The organism is Candidatus Nitrosacidococcus sp. I8, assembly GCF_945836005.1.
Classification (GTDB): domain Bacteria; phylum Pseudomonadota; class Gammaproteobacteria; order Nitrosococcales; family Nitrosococcaceae; genus Nitrosacidococcus.
The window spans coordinates 309,603-331,303 of the sequence record NZ_OX241534.1 but is presented as its reverse complement, the minus strand read 5'-3'; the positions used below and the strand labels follow the sequence as shown (position 1 = coordinate 331,303).

Sequence of the window (21,701 nt, the reverse complement as noted above, 5' to 3'; positions counted from 1 at the left end):
GCTGTAATGGAGCAAAAACAAACCACTCATTTTGGCTTTCAAGAAGTAGCTATAGAGGAGAAAGCTCAACGAGTAGCTGAAGTTTTTCACTCAGTTGCTAATCGCTATGATGTAATGAATGATCTTATGTCTTTAGGTGTTCATCGGGTTTGGAAGCGTTTTGCTATTGAATTAAGCAATATCCGTCCGGGAATGCAGATTTTGGATGTAGCGAGTGGTACTGGAGATATTGCAAAGCTATTTTCTGATCGATTAGGTAAGAGTGGGCATATTTTCCTCACTGATATTAATTCTAGCATGCTTGCAAATGGTCGAAAACGATTAATTAATTTAGGAAAAATCGGAAACCTAAGCTATACACAGGCTAATGCTGAGTCTTTACCATTTCCCAACAATTATTTTGACCGAATTACTATAGCATTTGGATTACGTAATGTAACAAATAAACTAGCAGCTCTACAATCTATGTACCGAGTATTAAAACCAGGAGGGCAGTTATTAATTTTAGAATTCTCAAAACCCACGCCGTGGGTAACTCCTATTTATGATAAATATTCTTTCTGGATACTCCCCCAACTTGGTAAATTCATTACTGGAGATGCAGATAGTTATCGCTATTTAGTAGAATCCATTCGTAAACACCCTGATCAAAACACATTAAAGGAATTAATGTATTCTGTAGGCTTTGATCATTGTACATTCTATAATCTGAGTCAAGGTATTGTAGCACTTCATAAAGGTTACAAATATTAATATTAGCCAAGGGATATAATTGTGTCTACGCCTTCTATTTTATTGGGACCAATTGCTACGATTATTAATAATATTCTACAACAGCACCCTAATTACAACCAACGGCTAATAAATCTTTCTGGAAAATACCTAAAAGTTGAGCTGACAGATCTCCAAATTGAAATTTTCATTAAAATCACTCCAAGTAATATAGAGTTAAGTACTTCCACAGAAGCTATACCAAAAGCTACCCTATCTGGGAAAACTTCGGCTTTCTTAAAAGCAGCAATTTCCTATATTCAAGCTCCTGAGATTCCTTTTACAGGCGATATTCAAATCCATGGAGATGTAGAATTTATCCAGCAGCTTAAGCAGTTTGTTCAAGAATCTAACTTAGATTGGGAAGAAATACTCTCCAAATACACAGGAGATATTTTAGCCTACCAAATTGGCAGTAACATACGATACGCTAAATCTTGGGGTAGTAGTACAGTAAAAGCATTAGGCCAAAGTCTAACTGAATATTTGCATGAAGAAATACAATTATTACCTAATCATGGAGAAGTTATTCATTTTCTGGATACGGTAGATCACCTGCGTGCTCAGTTAAATAGGTTAGAAGCTAGAATTCAACGATTAATGCATCAGCTATGAAACTGTATCAATTTTTTCGCCTCTTTTATATTAACTGGACTTTATTACGCCATGGGCTTGATGAAATTATTCTTGCTACCCATTTATTTCGCCCCATACGTTTTCTAGCATACATCCTTCCGGGTCGCTGGCGTAAAACAGTTTCTAGCGCCCCTAGAGGAGTACGTATCCGGAGAGCTTTAGAAGATTTAGGTCCTATTTTTGTAAAGCTTGGGCAAATACTTTCTACTCGTTATGACCTACTGCCGAGTGATATTACTGATGAGCTTTCCTTGCTGCAAGATCGAGTTGCCCCTTTTCCTTATGATCAAGCTAAAAAAATTATCGAAGCAGCTTATGGGCAACTTATTGCAAAGATATTTATATCTTTTGATAGCCAACACCTAGCTTCTGCCTCAATTGCTCAAGTTTATGGAGCAGTACTCAAGGATGGCACTAAAGTAGTTGTTAAAGTAGTAAGACCAGGGATTAAACGCATCATCCAAAGTGATATAGAGCTTTTACATATTCTTGCTGGGTTAGCGGAGAAATACTGGTCTGAAGGCCCTCGACTTCATCCTCGTGGTGTAGTAGCAGAGCTAGAAAAAGTCTTATACGATGAGCTTGATATGATTCGAGAAGGTGCTTCTGCTTCTCAATTAAAGCGTAATTTCACTGGATCGGCTAACCTTTATGTGCCTACGATTTATTGGGACTATACCCGATCCAATGTGTTAGTGATGGAACGAGTATATGGCATTCCTGTTGGAGATATTAAAAAACTTCAACACCATGAAATAAATTTTCAACGATTAGCGGAAACTGGAGTTGAAATATTTTTTACCCAGGTATTTCAGCATAGTTTTTTTCATGCAGATATGCATCCAGGGAATATTTTAGTTTCTACTAAAAATCCTGAAAATCCTTCCTATATCGCAATCGATTTTGGGATTATGGGTACATTAGGAACAGAGGATCAGCACTATCTTGCTGAAAATTTTCTTGCCTTTTTTAACCATGATTATCGACGAGTAGCTGAGCTTCATGTAGATGCTGGCTGGGTAGCATCTGATACTCGGGTAGATGAGTTTGAATCTGCAATTCGCAGTGTTTGTGAGCCTATTTTCGATCGTCCATTAAAAGATATTTCCTTTGGTCAGTTTTTAGTACGCTTATTTCAAACTGCTCGTAGGTTTCACATGGAAGTACAACCTCAGCTAGTTTTATTACAAAAAACCTTGCTTAGTATTGAAAGTCTAGGTCGTAGTCTTTATCCAGATTTAGATCTATGGAAAACAGGAAAACCCATTTTAGAACGATGGATGAATCAGCAGACAGGCCCCTATGCAGCCTATAGTGCATTAAAAACGAATATGCCAAGGTGGGCGAATACCCTTCCCGAGATTCCTCTATTAACCTATGAGGTAATTAAGCAAGCTAGCAAGGGTCATTTACGTATCCGATTAGCACCTGAAGATCTTAGTGTATTAAATCAAGAAATACGTAGAGCAAGTTTAAGAGTGACTACTGCAGTAGTTGGTGCAGCTTTATTACTTGGGTCAGCAGTGATTTATAGTGTAAATAACACAGTACCTATTATATGGGAAGAAATCCCCCTTCTAAGCTGGCTATTTGCTGGTATAGGTTTGGTATTCATCACCATTGCTTGGCGTTCAAAACGAAGTATAAAACACAATATAGATTAAAATTAATTCTCTCCCCAGCGGGCGAGTAGCTGATGAGGAATTTCTGCATGATCTAAAATGCGTGCTACGATATAATCTATCAATTCTCCAATATGTTGTGGTTGATGGTAGAACCCGGGATTTGCTGGAAGGACAACAGTACCTAATCGTGCTAGCGTAAGCATATTCTCTAAGTGGATTGCTGAAAAAGGAGTTTCTCTAGGCACTAGAATTAATTTTCGCTGCTCCTTAATCATTACATCAGCTGCTCGCTCAATCAAATTATCATTAGCGCCTCGGGCAATTGCAGAAATAGCACCTACAGTACAAGGGCATACTATCATGGTCGGAATACAATGAGATCCACTCGCTAAAGGAGAGGTCCATTGATTTTCACTATAACAATGAATTAATTCTAGTGCTACTGAAAAATAATTTGCTAAATATCTTTGCAGATCTTTTGAACGAGAGGGAAGCCGCAGATCCGTTTCCATGGCAACCACAGTATAAGCTGCACGAGAAATCATTAAATGCACAGTAATGCCTGCTTTCAGCAAACACTCCAATAACCTTAATCCATAACTGATTCCTGAGGCACCGGTCATCGCTAAAGCAATTTCCTTACTAGAGTTATACACTAGGAGTTTTTTGCTTTAAGCACAGTGAGTAATCGTTGATGAAGGTTATCAAATCCACGATTACTCATAATAACAATATGATCTCCAAACTTGGCTTGCACTGATAAATAATCAACAATTTTTTGGGTGCTATTTGTAATTAATAATTCTTTGCCTTCTAAATCATGCTTTACTGAATCTAAAGACCAAGAAAGGCCCTCAGGATAGTAAATTACTATTTGTTCTGCTTGTGCCAGAGCAGAAGCCAAGCTATCTTGATAAATACCTAGTTTCATAGAATTAGAACCTAGTTCAAGTATTGTAATTACTCGATTCTTTCCTATTTTTGCACGTAGCCCATGAAGGGTTGCTTTAATTGCTGTAGGGTGATGAGCAAAATCATCATAAAGAGTAATTCCACCTACTTCACCGTATATTTCTAAGCGTCTTTTTACCCCTTGAAATCGTGCAAGTGCGAGGCAAGATTGATGAATAGATACTCCGATATGAAGTGCTGCCCTAATCGCAGCAAGTGCATTATTTACATTGTGATGCCCTAATAGTTGCCAGCTAACTTGCCCTTGATAAATATCATTATTCCAGACTTCAAAACTACTACCATCACCATTAATAATATGGGCAGTAAGATCATGTTTTTCCTTGTTCGTAGAAAAATAAGTAACAGGAGTCCAGCACCCCATATTAAGCACTTCATTCAAAGCAGAATTACCTTGAGGCATAATAATTAGACCATTATTTGCTACAGTACGTATTAGATAATGTACCTGCTGCTGAATTGCTTTTAAATTCGGAAAAATATCTCCATGATCATATTCCAAGTTATTTAAAATGAGTGTTTGAGGGTGATAGTGGATAAACTTAGAGCGTTTATCAAAAAATGCAGTATCATACTCATCTGCTTCAATCACAAAATAAGGATTTCGACCTAATCGAGCAGAATTATTTAAATTTTTACAAATTCCCCCAATAAGATACCCAGGGTTGCGTTCGGTATATTCTAATATCCAAGCAAGAAGACTACTCGTAGTTGTTTTCCCATGAGTGCCTGCTACCGCTAATACCCATCGGTTTCTTAAAATGCAATCTGCAAGCCATTGGGGTCCTGAAGTATAAGGTATTTTTTGAGCTAAAATATACTCTACTGCAGGATTACCTCGAGATAGAGCATTACCTATGACAACTAAATCAGGTGCTGGTTGTAATTGTGCAAAATCATAGTCTTCATAAGCAGAAATACCTGCAGCTGCTAACTGATCGCTCATAGGAGGATAGATATTATGATCTGATCCTGTCACATGAAAGCCAGATTCCTGAGCTAGAAGAGCAAGCCCTGCCATAAAAGTGCCGCCTATTCCTAGTATATGAATGTGTTTCATAGAAATAAGCCAGCTATGTTGACAATGGAAATATAAAGCCCATCAGTTTAACTGAAATTGAAATATAAACTATAGTAATCAGAATTCCCATAGTCAGGGATACTGAAAGAGCATCACGAAAGATATACGCCTTTATCATGGCACTCCATACCATATGCCCAGCTAAAAGTGACAACACAAAATCGGGTGAAAACCCGGCTTGTTGAGTTGATTTTTTCAAATATATTAACAGAGGAAATACTAAGATTTTGATAATTACTCCAGATCCTACTAAAGCAATTAAAGTTTGCAGTAATCGATACTGATAGCCTCGTACTGTAAGTAACCCCCAAGTTACTCCTATAACAAATACAATATCAATCAATACAGAAAGCACTCCTTGCATAGGAGATAAATGTAATAAAGAAATAAGCCACCCTACTCCTACATAAATTCCTAGCACTTGATAAAGTACTCGCCTTGAGGCAGGAGCATCTGAGGGGCCCATTTTAAACAGGCATAAATTTGTAAAATATTTTATAAGCATTGATTTTAAGTGGGTACTATGACATCTCTCTCTAAAGTAACTTATTATTTATCTAATAAAAAGTAAAGTAAGGAATGGTTAATCTATCCTTGATTAGCAAGGATAGAGAATTATATTTTTTTTATAAAAGTATCATGCTAATCTCTATTTATTGTATCAGCCTCATGGTAAAAAAAATGGAACAAACTCCTTTAGCGACGCAAGAAGTAACAAAAGGTGCTAGCCAGTGGCTAATTACCAAAATCAAATCCCTAATCAAGGATGTCCCTGTAGATGTTACTTTATGGGATAAAAGGCATATTTTGGGTGGAATTCAACCTGCCACTACCCATATTACAGTTCATAGTCGAATTGCTTTGCTTAAAATCCTTATTGATCCGGAGTTATATGTGGGTGAAGCGTATGTAGCCGGTAAACTTATTATCGAAGGAGATCTAGTTACCCTAATTAAATTTTGGGGTAGTCAGGATGTTAATGATCATCCTAGATTAGGATATCAAATTCGTAAACTGATTTTTGATGCAAGAGCAAATACTCTGTCTCGAGCTAAGGGGTATATTCATCATCATTATGATATTAGTAATGATTTCTATAAGCTCTGGCTGGATGAAAATATGTCCTATACTTGTGCTTATTTTCCAGATCCTAATATGGAGCTAGAAGCGGCACAAATAGCAAAAATGGAGCATATTTGTAGAAAATTAGAACTTAAGTCTGGAGAAAAAGTGGTAGAAGCAGGCTGTGGCTGGGGTGCTCTAGCCATCTATATGGCTAAGCATTATGGAGTAAATGTTCAAGCCTACAATATTTCTAAAGAACAACTTACCTATGCTCGAGAGCAGGCTAAAATAGCAGGAATCAGTGATAAAGTTCAATTTGTTGAGGATGATTATCGCAATATTTCGAGCAAATTTGATGCTTTTGTCTCTGTAGGGATGTTAGAGCACGTAGGTAAAGCCTGTTATCCAGAGATGGGATCGGTGATTCATCGGAGTTTAACTCCAGAAGGACGAGGATTACTACATTTTATTGGTCGCAACTATCCTCGTCATATTAACCGCTGGATACGCCGGCATATTTTTCCTGGAGCTTACCCTCCAACCCTATGTGAAGTCATTTCAGATATCTTTGAGCCATGGAATTTCTCAGTAACAGACATTGAAAACCTTAGACTTCACTATGCAAAAACACTTGAGAATTGGTTAGAGCGTTTTGAAAAACAAACCGATCGGGTAAAAGAGATGTTTGATGAACGGTTTATACGAGCATGGCGGCTTTATCTTGCTGGCTCTGAAGCCTCTTTTTTAAGCAGCCGATTACAATTATTTCAAGTCACTTTTACCCAAGGTACGAATAATAATTTAACTTGGAATCGTAACCACCTCTACCAAATGAATGGATCAAATGTGTAATTTAGTGCTACGGCGACCTCCATAAATAAAATTAACAACAGAGCGAGTACCGATAATTGCAGTAAACATAGAGGTTAAAATCCCTAAGGATAGGGTGACTGCAAATCCTTTAATAGGACCACTACCAATCCCAAATAGTACTAACCCAGCAATCAGGGTTGTTAAATTTGAGTCAGCAATGGATGCAAAAGCATTGCTATAACCTGCATCAATACTATTTTGCGGGCTATTTCCATTACGAAGCTCTTCACGAATTCGTTCAAAAATAAGTACATTAGCATCTACTGCCATGCCCACTGTAAGCACAATCCCTGCGATACCAGGCATCGTTAAAGTAGCTTGTAATAAAGAAAGTAAGGCAACCAGTAAAATTACATTAGTTGCTAAGGCAAGATTTGCAATTACACCAAAAACTTGATAGTACATCGCCATAAATATAAAGACGACCAAAAAAGCAACTAAAACGGAACGAATCCCTTTATCAATATTATCTTGTCCTAAGCTTGGTCCTATAGTGCGTTCCTCTACAATATCTGTAGGTGCAGCTAATGCTCCTGCCCGTAATAAAAGTGCTAGATTGCGCGCCTCTTCTGTCGAATCAAGCCCTGTAATTTGAAACCGTTTGCTAAGCTGATCTCGAATAGTAGCAATATTAATGACTTCTGCTACTTGCCGATGTACTTTGACTGGATTGCCATCAGTATCTGTTTTATTTTCCACTTTTGTTTCAATAAATACTACTGCCATTGGTTTGCCGATATTTTGACCAGTAATTTTACTGAAAGAGCGAGCACCTTGTCCATCTAAAGTAACGTATACTGCAGGACTACTGGTTTGCTGGTCAATCCCAGAAGAAGCGTCTGTAATATGACTTCCTGTTAAAATTGTTCTTTTTTGTAATAAGACAGATCCGCCATCTCGTTCATAATACACCCTAGAGCCTGCAGGTATTCTCCCTTCTGTGGCAGCATGGGTAGTATCTACAAGATGAAATTCAAGGGTTGCTGTTGCACCTAAAATTTCCTTAGCTCGGGCAGGATCTTGTACTCCAGGTAGCTCTACTACGATATAATTTTGTCCTTGCCGTTGAATAGTAGGCTCGGTTACACCAAGTTCATTAATGCGATTACGTAGAGTGGTGATATTTTGCTGAACAGCTAATCGCCTAGTTTCTGCCTTCTCTTTCTCGTCTATAATGGCTTTTAGTCTATGGGATTGGTCTTCATCTATGGGCTGTAGCTGAAGTTGAATATATTGATTATGAATTAATTTTTGTGCTTCATCCCGTTGTGCTACTTCCCGAAATTTTATTTCTACCCCTCCCCCGTTAATTCGTCCGATACTCAGGTAGCGTATTTTTTTCTCCCGTAATAGGGTACGAAAATCCTCTACATAGCGAGTTTCTGCTTGCCGTAAAGCAGCATCCATATCCACTTCCATAAGAAAGTGCACACCACCTCTTAAATCTAACCCTAAACTCATAGGTAATGCACCTATTGCACTTAACCATTTAGGTGTTGTAGGTGCTAAATACAATGCTACCGAATAGCCATCGCCTAATTTCTCTCGAAGAGTGTCTTGAGCTTTAAGTTGGGTATCTGAGTTTGGAAATAAAATTGAAAGTCGCTTATCCTCCAAATGAACAGATTGATAATCTAAGCTCTGCTCTTTAAGAGTTTGTTCTATTTCAGCAACCAGTTTTGGTTCTAAATCACTGCCTCGTGTAGCTAGAATCTGTAAAGCAGGGATGTCACCAAATAGATTTGGTAAAGCATAAAGTGTACCTACAGATACTACAAAAATAACTAATAAATTTTTCCAAAGGGGATATCGATTCATCGGGAATTTAAGTTTTCTTACAGTTTTTCAAGAGTGCCTTTAGGCAGCACAGCATTTACAGAGGAGCGGCGTACCTTAATATTAACACCCTCGCTAATTTCTAAAATAACAGAATTATCTGAAAGCTCTATTAAACGACCCATAATACCACTATCAATCATTACTTCATCCCCTGCTTTTAACCCTTCTAAAAGCTTAGTATGCTCTTTTGCACGTTTTTGTTGGGGGCGAACTAAGAAAAAGTAAAACAGGAGTAATAGGGATGCAAAAAAGAAAAGGTTAAATAACAATCCAGGAGGTTGAGGTGCTGCTTGTTCTTGTGCCCAAGCAGAAGAAATAAAAAAATCTAAAATAGAAGGCATTGCCGCATAATCTCCAAAAAAAATAAAAGATTGATTATCTCACAGAGACTCTCTCTTGCCCACGATCAGCATAAAATTTAGTAATAAATCCTGTTAATTTATTTTGTTCAATTGCATCTCGTAAATTCTTCATAAGAAATTGATAATAATATAAGTTATGAATAGTATTTAATCGTGCCCCTAGCATCTCATGGCTTTTATCTAAATGATGTAAATAAGATCTGCTATAGTGCTGACAAGTATAACAACCACAATCTTCATCTAAAGGACGAGTATCATTACGGTAAACGCTATTTCGAATCCGAATAATTCCTTTTTCCACAAATAAGTAGCCATTACGAGCATTGCGGGTAGGCATAACACAATCAAACATATCTATACCTTGACTCACTGCCTCTACAATATCTTCTGGTCGACCTACTCCCATTAGATAACGAGGTTTATTCACAAGCATTTTAGGGGCAATATGTGCGAGTACCTCTAGCATCATCTCTTTAGGTTCTCCCACAGATAATCCTCCTATGGCATAACCATCAAAGCCAATCTCTACTAATCCTTCTAAAGATTCCTCTCTTAAATCCGAATACATCCCCCCTTGAATAATACCAAATAATGCCCCAGAGGATTCACCATAAGCTATGTAGGATCGTTTAGCCCACCGTAAAGAGAGTTGCATTGATTCATAGACTATTTTTTTATCAGCAGGGTAAGTAGTGCACTCATCAAAGATCATCACAATATCGGATCCTAAACCCTTTTGTATTGTAATGGACTGTTCAGGACCAAGAAAAATTTTAGTGCCATCAATCGGTGATCGAAAATGAACACCTTCCTCACTAATCTGCCTCATAGTGCCTAAACTCCACACCTGAAATCCTCCAGAATCAGTAAGAATAGGTCGATCCCAATGAATAAATTGATGTAGCCCCCCATGATCTTTCACTATATTTACACCGGGTCGGAGCATAAGGTGAAAGGTATTACCAAGAATAATTTCAGCACCTAAGGTTCGTAACTCCTCAGGACTGATTCCTTTTACTGCACCGTAAGTACCTACTGGCATAAATGTAGGGGTTTCAATAGTACCTCGTGGAAGCCTAAGCTGCCCTTTTCTAGCAGGACCAGATGTAGCTAATAATTCAAATTCCATTTAATTGATTTTGATTACTACCCCTTTTGAGGGCTAAGATAATATTAACTATTAATCATATATTACGATGAATTTAAGTAAACCCTTGATCATGGCAAACAAGTTAAAAATGACTACTAGAGTATCTCCAATTATTATTGCTTTAGATTATTCAGATACTAGCCAAGCTCTGAGTTTGATAGATCAGCTAGATCCTATTCGATGCCAAGTCAAAGTAGGTAAAGAATTATTTACCTTAGCAGGGCCCCAGTTTATTAGAGCTTTAGTAAATCGAGGGTTTAAAATTTTTTTAGATTTAAAATTTCATGATATTCCTAATACAGTTGCACGGGCTTGTACTATCGCAGCTGAGCTTGGAGTGTGGATGATTAATGTCCATGCTTTAGGGGGAAAAACAATGCTTATCGCTGCTCGAGAAGCATTGGCGCAATACTCCCAAGCTCCCTTACTCACTGCGGTTAGCCTTTTGACTAGTGTGGATTCTACCACGCTAAAGCAAATTGGTTTATCAGGAACTATTGAAGAAAATGGCTTGCGATTAGCACAACTTGCCTATGAATCTGAATTAGATGGAATTATTTGTTCCGGGTTAGAAGCTCCACTATTCCGCCAATCTTTTGGTAGAAATTTTTTGTTAGTCACCCCAGGAGTACGCCCAGTAGGTACTCAATCAGGTGATCAAAAAAGAGTGCTTACCCCAAAGCAAGCGATGACAAATGGATCAGATTATCTTGTAATTGGCCGTCCTATTACTCAAGCTAAAAATCCTATGGGAGTTTTAGAAGCAATTGAGTTAGAAATAAATACGGAAATAAAACTATGAATAAAAAACTAAATATTTTATCAGGAATAATAATATTTACAGGGATTTTTCTACAACCCTCATCTATAGTAGCCAAGCCTCAGCCAGTAAATATTGATAAGCAGTTACCCAGCTATTCTGGAATAGTACAGCAATATGTTTTAAATACTAAAGGAGAAATTGATGGTTTAATTCTAAAAGAAGGTATGGAAATCATCATACCCTCTCATCTATCTGCAGTGCTGGCTTATTCTATACATCCTAATGACAAAGTTATTGTTTATGGTGTAAAAGAAGCAGATGCTCCCCTTGTTGAGGCACTCTTAATTGAGAATCAAACCAATGGGAAGAAAGTCATCATTGATCTTGAAAATAAAAAAAAGAAAATAAATTATGTAAAAATTGAAGATGAAGTACGCATGGTTTTACATGGATCTCGAGGAGAGATAGAAGGAGCACTACTAAATGATGGAACAATCATACGTTTACTTCCATCCCAATTTCACCAATTTGGCGAGCTAATCCATCAAGGAGAATCTTTGTTTATTGAAGGAAGTAAAATTGAAAGTGTTTTGGGTCAAGTGATTGAAGTAAAAAAGCTTGGTACGTCAAAAAATAAATTAAAATCAGTTCCAGTAACGCCATTTTTCTACGGACAATAAATAACAAAACAAATTTAAAGATGACTACTAAATCAGTATTAATTACAGGATGTTCCAGTGGAATTGGTCATTGTACCGCTTTAGGACTTAAAGCAAGAGGTTACCGGGTATTTGCTACAGCTCGTAAAAAGCAAGATATTAAAAGCCTAGCTGATAAAGGATTAGAAGCTATATATTTAGATCTTGCAAAGAGTGCTTCAATTATTGAAGCAGCCAACCTAGTACTTTCAAAAACTGAAGGAAAGCTCTATGGACTATTCAATAATGCTGCTTACGGTCAGCCGGGTGCAGTAGAAGATTTAAAAAGAGAAGTATTACAAGCACAATTTGAAGCCAATGTATTTGGTACCCAGGAGCTTACTAATTATTTAATTCCTGCCATGCGTAAACAAAAAGAAGGCAGGATTATTTATAATAGCTCCATCCTTGGATTTATTAGTATGCCCTATCGAGGCGCTTATAATGCAAGTAAATATGCTCTTGAAGGGCTTGCCGATACTTTGCGCCTTGAATTACATGGAAGCGGTATTCAAGTTTCTTTAATTGAACCAGGTCCTATAATCAGTAAATTTAAAGACAATGCAGTTCAAAAATATTTTGAGCATATTAATTCAAAAGCCAGCCCCCACTACCAAACTTACCAACATATAAAACAGCGCTTACAAAAAGAAGGGCCTACCCAACCGTTTACCCTTCCTCCAGAGGCAGTATTAAAAAGAGTGATTCATGCTCTAGAATCTCCTCAACCTAAAGTACGTTACTATGTTACCGTACCTACCTACGCATTTGCTTTTTTTAAACGGATACTCCCTCATCGAGCACTGGATAGTTTACTTCGCTGGGCTGCTGAAAAAGAGAATAGGTAATTAACCCCATGGGATGGGATGTTTACTATGAGCTACTGCTACAATATAGAAAAATAGGGCATAAGAGATAAATAACGCCATTATCCTTAGTGATTTAGTCCGTCCTCGAGTTAAGGCAATAGCTCCAAAGACGATATAGCCGATGAGGGCTAGTACTTTAGCGGTAAGCCAACTATTGACAAAAGGGTATTGATCGATAATAAAGGTTAAACGAATAGCACTAGCAAGTAAGATAGTATCAATAATAGGAGGAATTACTTTAACCCAAAGCTTTTTGAGCAGTTCTGGAGAAGATAACATCCACCAAGCACGAATTGTAAAAGAAATAAAAGTAATGACTACAAAAGCAATGTGTATATGTTTAAAAAGATGATAGGAATCCATGATAGAAAATTATTCTGTTTTAGAAAAAATGATGCTAAAAATCCGTCAATCCCTTTATAGGATCTTTAGCAATTTTTAATATTACTCCGTTTAGCTACTAAAACGAAAATGATCGCCTTCGATGGTTACCTTAATCGTATCACCAGCCTTAATTTTTCCAGAAAGAATTTCTTGAGCAAGGGGGTTTTCAAGTTCTTGCTGAATAGCTCTTTTTAAAGGTCTTGCTCCGTAAACTGGATCAAAGCCAATTTCAGAAATTTTAGTCAACACGTTATCTGGAAGCGATAGCTGCATATCCTGCTCTGCCAAGCGTTGTTGTAAGTAAGCAATTTGAATTTTAGTAATTGCTAGCAGTTGATTCTGTTGCAGTGGATGAAATACTACCACATCATCAATCCGATTAATAAATTCAGGGCGGAAATGCTGACCTACAATTTCCATTACTGCCTTTTTCATTTGTGGATAATTTTCTTCCCCTATCATCTCTTGAATCACTTGAGATCCCAAGTTAGAAGTCATTATCACAATGGTATTGCGAAAATCTACCGTGCGACCATGGCTATCGGTTAACCTGCCATCATCCAATACTTGCAACAAAATATTAAATACATCTGGATGAGCTTTTTCTACCTCATCTAATAAAACTACAGAATAAGGTTTACGCCGTACAGCTTCTGTAAGATAACCACCTTCTTCAAACCCTACGTAACCGGGAGGAGCACCAATGAGTCGAGCCACTGAATGCTTTTCCATAAATTCGGACATATCTACCCGAACCATAGCTTCTTCAGTATCAAATAAAAATTCAGATAAAGCTTTACATAGTTCCGTTTTTCCTACTCCAGTAGGACCTAAAAATAAAAATGATCCATTAGGACGGTTAGGATTGGATAATCCAGCACGGGATCGGCGAATCGCATTACTTACCGTCTCAACTGCTTCTTTCTGTCCGATAACTCGTTGCTGTAATGCTTCCTCCATTTTTAACAGCTTGTCCCGTTCCCCCTCCAACATTTTAGAGACAGGAATCCCCGTCCACTTAGAAACTACTTCTGCAATTTCCTCATCTGTCACTTTATTTCGTAATAGTTTAAAATCATGATGCTCTACAGCAGTAGCTGTGCTAAGCTGTTTTTGTAACTCTGGAATCAGCCCATACTGTAATTCTGACATTCGAGCTAAATCCCCAGCTCGATGGGCAGTTTCAAGATCTAAACGAGCTTGTTCTAATTTTTCCTTAATCCCTTGTGCACCAGTAAGGGTAGCTTTTTCTGCTTTCCAGACTTCTTCTAAATCTGCATATTCTTTCTCTAATCCGCTTAAATCAGTTTTCAACGCTTCTAACCGTTTTTTAGAAGCCTCATCGGTTTCCTTTTTTAAGGCTTCTCGCTCAATTTTTAATTGAATAATCCGACGTTCTAAGCGATCCATAGGCTCTGGCTTAGAATCGATTTCCATCCGAATCCGACTGGCTGCCTCATCAATCAAATCAATAGCTTTATCTGGTAGCTTTCGATCGGAAATATACCGATGAGATAAAGTAGCTGCTGCAACAATCGCCGGATCTATAATTTCAACCCCATGGTGGACTTCATAACGCTCATTTAATCCTCTTAAAATAGCAATGGTATCCTCTACACTCGGTTCATCAACTAGTACCCGTTGGAATCTCCGCTCAAGGGCAGCATCTTTTTCAATATATTGGCGATATTCATCTAAAGTGGTAGCCCCAATACAGTGTAATTCTCCACGAGCTAAGGCAGGTTTGAGCATATTACCTGCATCCATGGAGCCCTCTGCTTTACCAGCCCCAACCATGGTATGAAGTTCATCAATAAATAAAATAATTGTGCCCTCTGCTTTGCTCACATCTTTCAGCACGGCTTTTAACCGCTCTTCAAATTCTCCTCGGAATTTTGCCCCTGCAATGAGTGCCCCCATATCCAAAGAGAGCAGCCGCCTATTTTTAAGCCCCTCAGGCACTTCTCCATTAATAATTCGTTGTGCAAGACCTTCTACAATCGCTGTTTTTCCAACCCCGGGTTCACCAATCAGCACTGGATTATTTTTAGTTCGCCTCTGTAGTACTTGAATAGTACGGCGAATTTCATCATCTCGCCCAATTACCGGATCAATTTTCCCTTGCTCAGCACGAGCGGTCAGATCGATAGTATATTTTTCTAAGGCTTGGCGCTGCTCTTCTGCACCCGGATCGTTGACTTTTTGCCCGCCTCGAATCGAATCAATTGCCCCTTCAATGGCTTTTTTACTGCCATTATTTTTACGCAATAACTCTCCAAGTTGTCCCTTATCTTCTGCTACTGCAAGAATAAATAATTCACTAGAAATGTACTGATCTTGTCGTTGCTGGGCTAGTTTGTCGGTCACATTCAGCAATCTGGCTAAATCTTGAGAAACATGAATTTCTCCCGGAGTACCATGTACTTGAGGAATTTTCTGTAAAGCATTATTGAGCTGGGTATGAAAATTACTTACATTAACCCCTGCCTGCATTAGCAATGGGGAGGCAGTACCTCCCTGCTGTTCTAATAAGGAAATCATTACATGCAGAGGCTCTAAATACTGATGGTCATGTTTTAAAGCAAGACTCTGGGCATCTCCCAGTGCTTCCTGAAATTTAGAAGTGAATTTATCTTGACGCATAATCTGTGCTCCTCCCAAAAATTTTACTTTCTATTAATATGGGGGTTTAGTAGATGAATTTAAAGACTAAAAAATAATAATAATTCCTAATTTTATTAAATATTTTTTAAATAAATTCAAAATACTAAGAAGGTAAATAAAATTAAAGTAATTTTTCAATATCCTTCTTTAAAGATTCAGGGGTATTAATGGGTGCATACCGTTCTACCACTTTTCCAGTACGATCTACCAAAAATTTAGTAAAATTCCATTTAATCCCTTTAGATCCTAAAATACCCGACTGCTGGCTTTTCAAATATTGATACAAAGGATGGGTATTGCCTCCATTGACTTCAATTTTTGAGAAAAGTGGAAAACTCACGTCATAGGTAGTAGAACAAAACGATTGAATTTCAGCTTCACTGCCCGGTTCTTGACTGCCAAACTGATTACAAGGAAACCCAAGAATTTCTAATCCTTGATCTTTATATTGCTGATAAAGTGCCTCTAAACCTTTATATTGAGGGGTAAACCCACATTTACTTGCTGTGTTTACAATCAATAATACCTTGCCTTGATATTCATTAAGGGATTTGCTCTGCCCATCAATGGTGGTCACTTCATAATCATAAATATTCATTGAGATTTACTACCTAATTTAAATAATAGTTTTTAATCCATCATTTTGACTTTAGACTCAATAAAATCTATTTCATTTTGATCTAAACCATATTTTTGATAAAGCTGTTGATCAATTTCAGCAATAGATTTGTTCCAATCAATATCAGAATTTGGGGTAAAATCTTGGAGAGGGACATATTTCCATTTGTCCTTAGGATTATCTTGGGTAATCTTTAAAATGCCAAGCATGGTGCGAGCAAATTTAGATTTAACATATTTAAGGGCATTTTGTGCCTCTAACTCGTTATCAAAAGCACCAATAGAAATAAAGGTTTCAGTAACCCCGATTAGGGGGGTGCTCAGCACCTCACCAATAGCTCCTGAACCATTAGCTTTGGGTAAAATTACTTTAAACTTTTCAAATCCAAATGGATTATTAAGAAAATCTTTTCTAATAAATTTATAGACACGTTGCATCTTTTCTAAACCTAGAACTTTGACATACTCATGACCGTCATTAGGCTTATTATCAAAAAAAATAATATTATTCAAAATTTTGAAAGCCCCTGAGCCGACATCATTTTTATGCCCTTTTGATTGTAGCCCTTCAATTTCAGGGTATTCTTGATGGACTAATTCGGTTAGCCTATAAATCCCACGACCTGTAATTATGTTCTCAAGAGATTTAAAATCTGTTTTATTTTCAACTTTGTGCAGAATACTTTGCAGTTCTTCAAAGCTTGTAAATACTCCAATTTTTCCAAATTCCTTATTGGCATCACGGTACAAAATAGCTATACCACCTTTAATATCTGTATTAGGGAAAACTTTAGCTGAATTTTGCTCGTAGTAAGTAACCTTAATATGCGGATCGGTCAGCATTTTTTGATTCCAGTTTTTATCTGTACTCCCCGCATTGAATAAAAAACGAGCTGGGGAAATTAAGCAGTATTTGGTACCTATCTTTTCAGCTAATTCATAAAAATAATTGTAAATAGGCATATCTTTTGTACTTTCACCTTTCGCATTTTCCTGATACGGTGGATTACCTACCACTACATCAAATTTCATCACTTATACCCTCCAAATAATTCATCGCATTTAGCTTCAAAATTACCCTGCCCTTTGGAATCTTTAGCATAAGGAGTGGTATCCAAACAAACCACATGAGAATCATTGATATTTTTTGCTTTTTCATCAAAACCAAAGATAAAATTCCGAGCAATGTTATAAATAATCTCGCTAGGAGCAAAGCCATAAATTTGATTTTCTAAAATATGCTTTAACCGTGCATCCGAATCTGGTATTTGTTTTTCTAAACCCACATAGAGTCGTTTTACAATCTCGGTGAGATATAAGCCAGATTTCACATACAAATCAGCAAAGGTTTTCTCTGGGTTTTTAAACACTTCTGGATCTTCTTCTTCCAGTTTATCTATCATCATTTTCACCACTTTTTTTGGAGTAAAAATTTGATTAGTTTTCTGGGAGGGAATGTAGTCAAAAATATCCTCAGTTTGGCTTTCATCAAAATAATTGGCAAGTTCTGCCCGTTTGTTTAAAAATGTTTGCACCGACTGATCAAAAACCGCTTCATCAAAAAAATGATAAATATCTCGTAAGATTCTAAATCGATCTAAAGTAATCCCAGTTACTTCTTTAAATACCGCATCTTTAATCGTTTGATCAAAATTGGCAAGCGTAGTGGTAGGTGTTCCATAAGCCATTAAAAAAGAGGGAATAGTACGGGCAAAACCTCGGAGTCGGGCACGCACATTATCTTCAACATGATTTTTCTTTTTTTCTTCAGCTTTTTGTAATATGGATTGTGTGAATTGTTGTGCTAATTCTGGAGTTTTTGTTTCAACAATTGTGGTTACTTGTTTTTTAAATTCTGCTTCAAGCTGCTGTTGTTTAGCTTCATAATCCGCTTTGGCTTCTGCTATTTTTGTTGCATCGTGCTGTGATTCGGCAACAATCTTTTGATACTTAACTTTGGCTTCTTTATGTTTAATTTTGGTCTGCTCTTGCACCACTGTAACTTCTCGGGCAATCGTATTGGCAGATTGCTGTACCACTTGTTCAGCAATTTTTGCAGTTAACCCCTGTTCTTTTGCTAAATCCTTAATTATTTCTTGGGTGTAATTTTTAAAAGTATCTTCAATCACTTTTAATAGATTATTTTCAGTACTACTATCCATTGCTTGTACAACAGTAGATTGAATATCTCCATAAACTTTCTCACCAAAACGAGCATCAGTTTTTGCAATAACAATCTCCTGATCAACTATAGCTTTACCATCTTTATCTACTTGAACACCTTGGGTATCAATGGGTTCATCGATTTGGCGAGGTACAGTTTTACCGATTTCGACAGGATTAAGCTGTTCTAAAATTTCTTTTACTTCCGATGAGGCAAAAATCCCTGAGATATTTTGAAAGAGCAGATTAGACATAAAACCACGGCGAACCACTTCTTGGGCTTTGATGGTCTTGGGAATAGTTAAAATTTGACTCACATCCAGTTCGATCATCTCCCCTTGCTGATCTTCGGCAATCACTGGGAAGAAATTTAACAGCTGTTTAATATTATCTTTACGATCATCTGTGGTGCCGCCACCATTGGTAGTTTTACCAGATAAGTTATTGGCAAACTCATCATAAATCATTAAAGTTCGCTCAGGAGCAAAATCAAATACATAGGCATTTTCTTTTTGATGCCTTTGCCCATCGGTCGAATAACTCCATGGGTTTTGTGCTCGAAATGCTGCTTGCATATAAAGACTGGGGGATTTCATGTTGGATAACATCAACACCCCTGTCCATTCAGGCACGGTAACCCCTGTGGTGAGTTGCCCAACAGATAGGGTAATGGTTTTTTCCTTCTTTTTGATTGCATCACGAACTCGGTCAAGAGAAGGTTGATTATCATCATCATGACCACGCCCATCACCAGCTGCCAGTATAATTTCATAATTTTCAAATACTGGATGGTTTTGTAATAATGTTTGTAACGCTTTGGCACTGGCAACCCAATTCAAAAGCCAAAAAGTGTGCTTTAATTCATCTCGTAATGCCTTGGTTGAAAAGGGGTATTTTTCATTTTTAGAAAGGGTATCTAACCATTTTTTTACTTCAGTTTCATGGATAAATTTACCTTTCTCATCAGTGTCAAAAAATTCATTGAGATCAAAGGCAAAATCGATATTTTTCCCATTAATACCTACTCCTTTATTCACCTCATCGGTAATCATTTGACTCATTTGATAGGAAAACAAATTAAGGCGAGGTAATCGCTGGTAGGGATTATCTTCTTCTAAGCTATTCCATTTTGCTTTAGCGTTTTGTTCGTCTGCATAACTCCAGTTGTAAATTGCATCTTGATCAAATTTGCCAGAAGCAACAGCTTTAAATGGGGTGCCAGATAAATGCAAGGTGAAATTCCGCTTGATATTATCAAACGCTATTTCTGTCTTAAAGGTATCCACCCCTTCATGGGGTTCATCTACCACCAGTAAATCCCATTCCATCTCTTTTACCCATGATAATTTATCGTGGATACCACCAAAGGAAATTGCGCCTTTTAAATCCTGCAATGAGATAAAAGCAAGGATACGCTTTTTACCATTGGCATGCTGATCAAGAAATTTATCACGAGTCATTACAGGACGATCTTTCAATGAATCGTTGGTAGATACAAACGCAAAATCTGTTTGCCATCCAATGAATTTTTCAAAATCATCAAACCAAGCATTTGCAATAGCTGGACGATTGGTGACAATCAAGACTTTGGTTGCATCTAATTGGCGTGCAAAATCATAAGTAGTGAGCGTCTTACCAAATCGAGGTTTAGCATTCCATAAAAATTCACCCTGAGGATGGTTTTTAGCATATTTTAATGTTTGCTCAACTGCCTCTTCCTGCTCTGGGCGTAACTGGTAGGTTAGTTTTTCTTTGATTTGTGTAAGATTCTGATTCTTGAAGTCATTAAAATCAGCAAGAGATTTTTCAGGCGTACCGTTATAGAAAAACCACTCAGTTTTTGGACACTGCTTAATTTGTTTGCAGTTACGTAAATAAGTGTGAAATTGCTTATCTTTAAACCAGTCGCCTGATTTAAATTGTGCTGGTTCTGACCATAATTTATGATATTTCAAATCAATGGCAGCAGTTTTAGTTTGCTCTTTAATCCGTTCATCAACATTTTGACGCTCGATGTAGCCTATTTTGATCCAGCCGTTTTTACCTGAGATAGAGGGTAAGGTGTAGGCATAAATTTGTGGATGAACTAACTTTGTGGTTTTAATTGTGGTGTTATCATTCATAGTTATTTTGTTATTTCATATTGTGATCGAAAAACTCCATTTTCCCTGTGTTCCAGTTCTTAATTTTTACTCTCTCCCCTGATTTTATGATCCATTGTTCTTTTAATTCTTCGTCATTGAAGAAACTCATTTGTTGCTGAGTGATTTTTTCTCGTTTTTCTGAAAGAGGGATAATGTACTTTAATCCATCCATCTGAAATACGTTATAGCTAATAATTTCCGCGATATTTTTATATAAATCGTAGATTGGCTCTTCATGCCATTTAGCAAAATAATAATCATGATAGGTGTAGAGTAAGTTTTCTCGTGCTAATAAAAGAGAATCACCGTTCCATTCAAAGCCATAGCTTGCTTTATAAGCTTTTTCAACCCATTGTTGCCATTGAGTCTTATCATTAACTTCAGCATTAATACGCTGTAATTTTCGATCCATAAAACCAACACGATCTGTAAGAGATATGATTTCCCCTGTTTCCATATCGTAGCGTGTTGCCATATAAGGTGCTTCACCACAGGCAGTTTCTAACCAAGTACGTTTGATATAAGTTTCTAAATCATCATTAAGGTAATTTTGTTCAATGATGTCATTTTGTTTTTTTATGATCCGGGTTGGGGTAAAAATTTCTGCTTTTGACTTTGTGCGCTCTTTTTGAAGTGTACGTGACTTCAAAGCACGGGGGATAATGATTTGATTCATGGGACCAGTGATCAACTCTAATCTTATTTGAGCCGTTACTGCATAGTCTTTTTTACTGTATTGGAGATAATTTTCATTTGCCCAAATGATATTTTTCTTTTTTTTAGTTGTAGATGTGGTTCGATCCGTTAAAAGAATATCGACAATATCAGGAAGCTGACTTCGTATCGTGTTTTGTAAGATACTAGAAGAGCGGCATTGAGCATCTATTTCTTGATTTTTGAATGTACCAAGATTTTTATCTTGAACAAAAGGAAGTTCAAAAAGCATATCAGACCGGCTCATACTCAAAGTGATAACTAGGGTAGAGTATTAAATAAATGGTTAGTATTCGCTTGCTAATTTAAT

Annotated in this window: 19 protein-coding genes; 7 read left to right on the top strand and 12 right to left on the bottom strand. The window is 37.2% G+C overall.

Annotation, left to right across the window (positions count from 1 at the left end; translation table 11 throughout):
- Positions 1–6 precede the first annotated feature (6 nt).
- The 3 genes from ubiE to ubiB are packed head-to-tail and all read left to right on the top strand — an operon-like array spanning position 7 to position 3,071.
- Complete coding sequence (gene ubiE, locus OOL07_RS01650) at positions 7–753, top strand: bifunctional demethylmenaquinone methyltransferase/2-methoxy-6-polyprenyl-1,4-benzoquinol methylase UbiE (RefSeq protein WP_264694525.1); 747 nt, start codon at positions 7–9, stop codon at positions 751–753.
- A 21-nt stretch (positions 754–774) separates the two neighbouring features.
- Positions 775–1,386 carry a ubiquinone biosynthesis accessory factor UbiJ gene (locus tag OOL07_RS01645; RefSeq protein WP_264694524.1) on the top strand — a complete coding sequence of 204 codons (612 nt, stop codon included), beginning with the start codon at positions 775–777 and terminating at the stop codon, positions 1,384–1,386.
- The gene (ubiB, locus tag OOL07_RS01640; RefSeq protein WP_264694522.1) at positions 1,383–3,071 is read left to right on the top strand and encodes a ubiquinone biosynthesis regulatory protein kinase UbiB; all 1,689 of its coding nucleotides are present in this window, start codon (positions 1,383–1,385) and stop codon (positions 3,069–3,071) included. The genes OOL07_RS01645 and ubiB overlap by 4 nt, the downstream gene beginning before the upstream one ends.
- A gap of 2 nt (positions 3,072–3,073) precedes the next feature.
- Here the strand turns inward: ubiB and OOL07_RS01635 are convergent, their stop codons facing one another.
- Genes OOL07_RS01635 through OOL07_RS01625 form a run of 3 tightly spaced genes read right to left on the bottom strand, consistent with a single transcriptional unit; the run spans position 3,074 to position 5,551 of the window.
- Positions 3,074–3,688 (bottom strand): flavin prenyltransferase UbiX, encoded by a 615-nt coding sequence (locus tag OOL07_RS01635; RefSeq protein WP_264694520.1) that lies wholly within the window; start codon positions 3,686–3,688, stop codon positions 3,074–3,076.
- Entirely contained in the window at positions 3,688–5,064 is a 1,377-nt protein-coding gene (mpl, locus tag OOL07_RS01630; protein WP_264694518.1) for a UDP-N-acetylmuramate:L-alanyl-gamma-D-glutamyl-meso-diaminopimelate ligase, read from the bottom strand. Before mpl ends, OOL07_RS01635 begins: the two co-directional genes overlap by 1 nt.
- A 13-nt stretch (positions 5,065–5,077) precedes the next feature.
- Positions 5,078–5,551: a hypothetical protein gene (locus OOL07_RS01625; RefSeq protein ID WP_264694516.1), complete on the bottom strand. Its 474-nt coding sequence runs from the start codon at positions 5,549–5,551 to the stop codon at positions 5,078–5,080.
- 215 nt (positions 5,552–5,766) lie between these two features.
- Here OOL07_RS01625 and OOL07_RS01620 point away from each other — a divergent pair, with 215 nt between their 5' ends.
- Complete coding sequence (locus tag OOL07_RS01620; RefSeq protein WP_264694514.1) at positions 5,767–7,002, top strand: SAM-dependent methyltransferase; 1,236 nt, start codon at positions 5,767–5,769, stop codon at positions 7,000–7,002.
- Here OOL07_RS01620 and secD read toward each other — a convergent pair.
- The 3 genes from secD to tgt are packed head-to-tail and all read right to left on the bottom strand — an operon-like array spanning position 6,991 to position 10,353.
- Positions 6,991–8,841 carry a protein translocase subunit SecD gene (secD, locus tag OOL07_RS01615; RefSeq protein WP_264694511.1) on the bottom strand — a complete coding sequence of 617 codons (1,851 nt, stop codon included), beginning with the start codon at positions 8,839–8,841 and terminating at the stop codon, positions 6,991–6,993. The two genes, OOL07_RS01620 and secD, sit on opposite strands and share 12 nt — an antisense overlap.
- 17 nt (positions 8,842–8,858) lie before the next feature.
- Positions 8,859–9,203, bottom strand: coding sequence for a preprotein translocase subunit YajC (gene yajC, locus OOL07_RS01610; protein ID WP_264694509.1), 345 nt, complete (start codon positions 9,201–9,203; stop codon positions 8,859–8,861).
- Positions 9,204–9,237: 34 nt separating this feature from the next.
- The gene (tgt, locus tag OOL07_RS01605; protein WP_264694507.1) at positions 9,238–10,353 is read right to left on the bottom strand and encodes a tRNA guanosine(34) transglycosylase Tgt; all 1,116 of its coding nucleotides are present in this window, start codon (positions 10,351–10,353) and stop codon (positions 9,238–9,240) included.
- A 67-nt stretch (positions 10,354–10,420) separates the two neighbouring features.
- On the opposite strand from tgt, the gene pyrF reads away from it, so the two are divergent.
- Genes pyrF through OOL07_RS01590 form a run of 3 tightly spaced genes read left to right on the top strand, consistent with a single transcriptional unit; the run spans position 10,421 to position 12,683 of the window.
- Complete coding sequence (pyrF, locus tag OOL07_RS01600; RefSeq protein ID WP_264694505.1) at positions 10,421–11,176, top strand: orotidine-5'-phosphate decarboxylase; 756 nt, start codon at positions 10,421–10,423, stop codon at positions 11,174–11,176.
- Complete coding sequence (locus tag OOL07_RS01595; protein WP_264694503.1) at positions 11,173–11,817, top strand: hypothetical protein; 645 nt, start codon at positions 11,173–11,175, stop codon at positions 11,815–11,817. Before pyrF ends, OOL07_RS01595 begins: the two co-directional genes overlap by 4 nt.
- 20 nt (positions 11,818–11,837) lie before the next feature.
- Positions 11,838–12,683, top strand: a complete 846-nt coding sequence (locus OOL07_RS01590; RefSeq protein WP_264694501.1) for an SDR family NAD(P)-dependent oxidoreductase — start codon at positions 11,838–11,840, stop codon at positions 12,681–12,683.
- Here the strand turns inward: OOL07_RS01590 and OOL07_RS01585 are convergent, their stop codons facing one another.
- The 6 genes from OOL07_RS01585 to OOL07_RS01560 all read right to left on the bottom strand — a co-directional run bounded on the left by OOL07_RS01585 (position 12,684) and on the right by OOL07_RS01560 (position 21,638).
- Complete coding sequence (locus OOL07_RS01585) at positions 12,684–13,067, bottom strand: SirB2 family protein (protein WP_264694499.1); 384 nt, start codon at positions 13,065–13,067, stop codon at positions 12,684–12,686.
- A 90-nt stretch (positions 13,068–13,157) separates the two neighbouring features.
- Positions 13,158–15,731, bottom strand: coding sequence for an ATP-dependent chaperone ClpB (gene clpB, locus OOL07_RS01580; RefSeq protein WP_264694497.1), 2,574 nt, complete (start codon positions 15,729–15,731; stop codon positions 13,158–13,160).
- Positions 15,732–15,873: 142 nt separating this feature from the next.
- On the bottom strand, positions 15,874–16,350 hold the full coding sequence (locus OOL07_RS01575) for a glutathione peroxidase (protein WP_264694495.1): 477 nt from the start codon (positions 16,348–16,350) through the stop codon (positions 15,874–15,876).
- Between the two features lie 32 nt (positions 16,351–16,382).
- Positions 16,383–17,402, bottom strand: coding sequence for an Eco57I restriction-modification methylase domain-containing protein (locus OOL07_RS01570; RefSeq protein ID WP_264694493.1), 1,020 nt, complete (start codon positions 17,400–17,402; stop codon positions 16,383–16,385).
- A complete protein-coding gene (locus OOL07_RS01565; protein WP_264694490.1) occupies positions 17,402–20,656 on the bottom strand; it encodes a DEAD/DEAH box helicase family protein in 3,255 nt (1,084 codons plus the stop codon). Before OOL07_RS01565 ends, OOL07_RS01570 begins: the two co-directional genes overlap by 1 nt.
- A 10-nt stretch (positions 20,657–20,666) precedes the next feature.
- The gene (locus OOL07_RS01560; RefSeq protein ID WP_264694487.1) at positions 20,667–21,638 is read right to left on the bottom strand and encodes a hypothetical protein; all 972 of its coding nucleotides are present in this window, start codon (positions 21,636–21,638) and stop codon (positions 20,667–20,669) included.
- Positions 21,639–21,701: the final 63 nt, after the last annotated feature.

Excerpts from the sequence above, each read along its gene's own strand:
- OOL07_RS01585 (WP_264694499.1), bottom strand. The coding sequence starts at position 13,067 with ATGGATTCCTATCATCTTTTTAAACATATACACATTGCTTTTGTAGTC.
- ubiE (WP_264694525.1), top strand. The coding sequence starts at position 7 with ATGGAGCAAAAACAAACCACTCATTTTGGCTTTCAAGAAGTAGCTATA.
- OOL07_RS01570 (WP_264694493.1), bottom strand. The coding sequence starts at position 17,402 with ATGAAATTTGATGTAGTGGTAGGTAATCCACCGTATCAGGAAAATGCG.
- clpB (WP_264694497.1), bottom strand. The coding sequence starts at position 15,731 with ATGCGTCAAGATAAATTCACTTCTAAATTTCAGGAAGCACTGGGAGAT.
- OOL07_RS01560 (WP_264694487.1), bottom strand. The coding sequence starts at position 21,638 with ATGAGCCGGTCTGATATGCTTTTTGAACTTCCTTTTGTTCAAGATAAA.
- yajC (WP_264694509.1), bottom strand. The coding sequence starts at position 9,203 with ATGCCTTCTATTTTAGATTTTTTTATTTCTTCTGCTTGGGCACAAGAA.
- OOL07_RS01565 (WP_264694490.1), bottom strand. The coding sequence starts at position 20,656 with ATGAATGATAACACCACAATTAAAACCACAAAGTTAGTTCATCCACAA.
- secD (WP_264694511.1), bottom strand. The coding sequence starts at position 8,841 with ATGAATCGATATCCCCTTTGGAAAAATTTATTAGTTATTTTTGTAGTA.
- OOL07_RS01590 (WP_264694501.1), top strand. The coding sequence starts at position 11,838 with ATGACTACTAAATCAGTATTAATTACAGGATGTTCCAGTGGAATTGGT.
- OOL07_RS01625 (WP_264694516.1), bottom strand. The coding sequence starts at position 5,551 with ATGGGCCCCTCAGATGCTCCTGCCTCAAGGCGAGTACTTTATCAAGTG.
- ubiB (WP_264694522.1), top strand. The coding sequence starts at position 1,383 with ATGAAACTGTATCAATTTTTTCGCCTCTTTTATATTAACTGGACTTTA.
- OOL07_RS01575 (WP_264694495.1), bottom strand. The coding sequence starts at position 16,350 with ATGAATATTTATGATTATGAAGTGACCACCATTGATGGGCAGAGCAAA.
- mpl (WP_264694518.1), bottom strand. The coding sequence starts at position 5,064 with ATGAAACACATTCATATACTAGGAATAGGCGGCACTTTTATGGCAGGG.
- OOL07_RS01620 (WP_264694514.1), top strand. The coding sequence starts at position 5,767 with ATGGAACAAACTCCTTTAGCGACGCAAGAAGTAACAAAAGGTGCTAGC.
- pyrF (WP_264694505.1), top strand. The coding sequence starts at position 10,421 with ATGAATTTAAGTAAACCCTTGATCATGGCAAACAAGTTAAAAATGACT.
- tgt (WP_264694507.1), bottom strand. The coding sequence starts at position 10,353 with ATGGAATTTGAATTATTAGCTACATCTGGTCCTGCTAGAAAAGGGCAG.
- OOL07_RS01595 (WP_264694503.1), top strand. The coding sequence starts at position 11,173 with ATGAATAAAAAACTAAATATTTTATCAGGAATAATAATATTTACAGGG.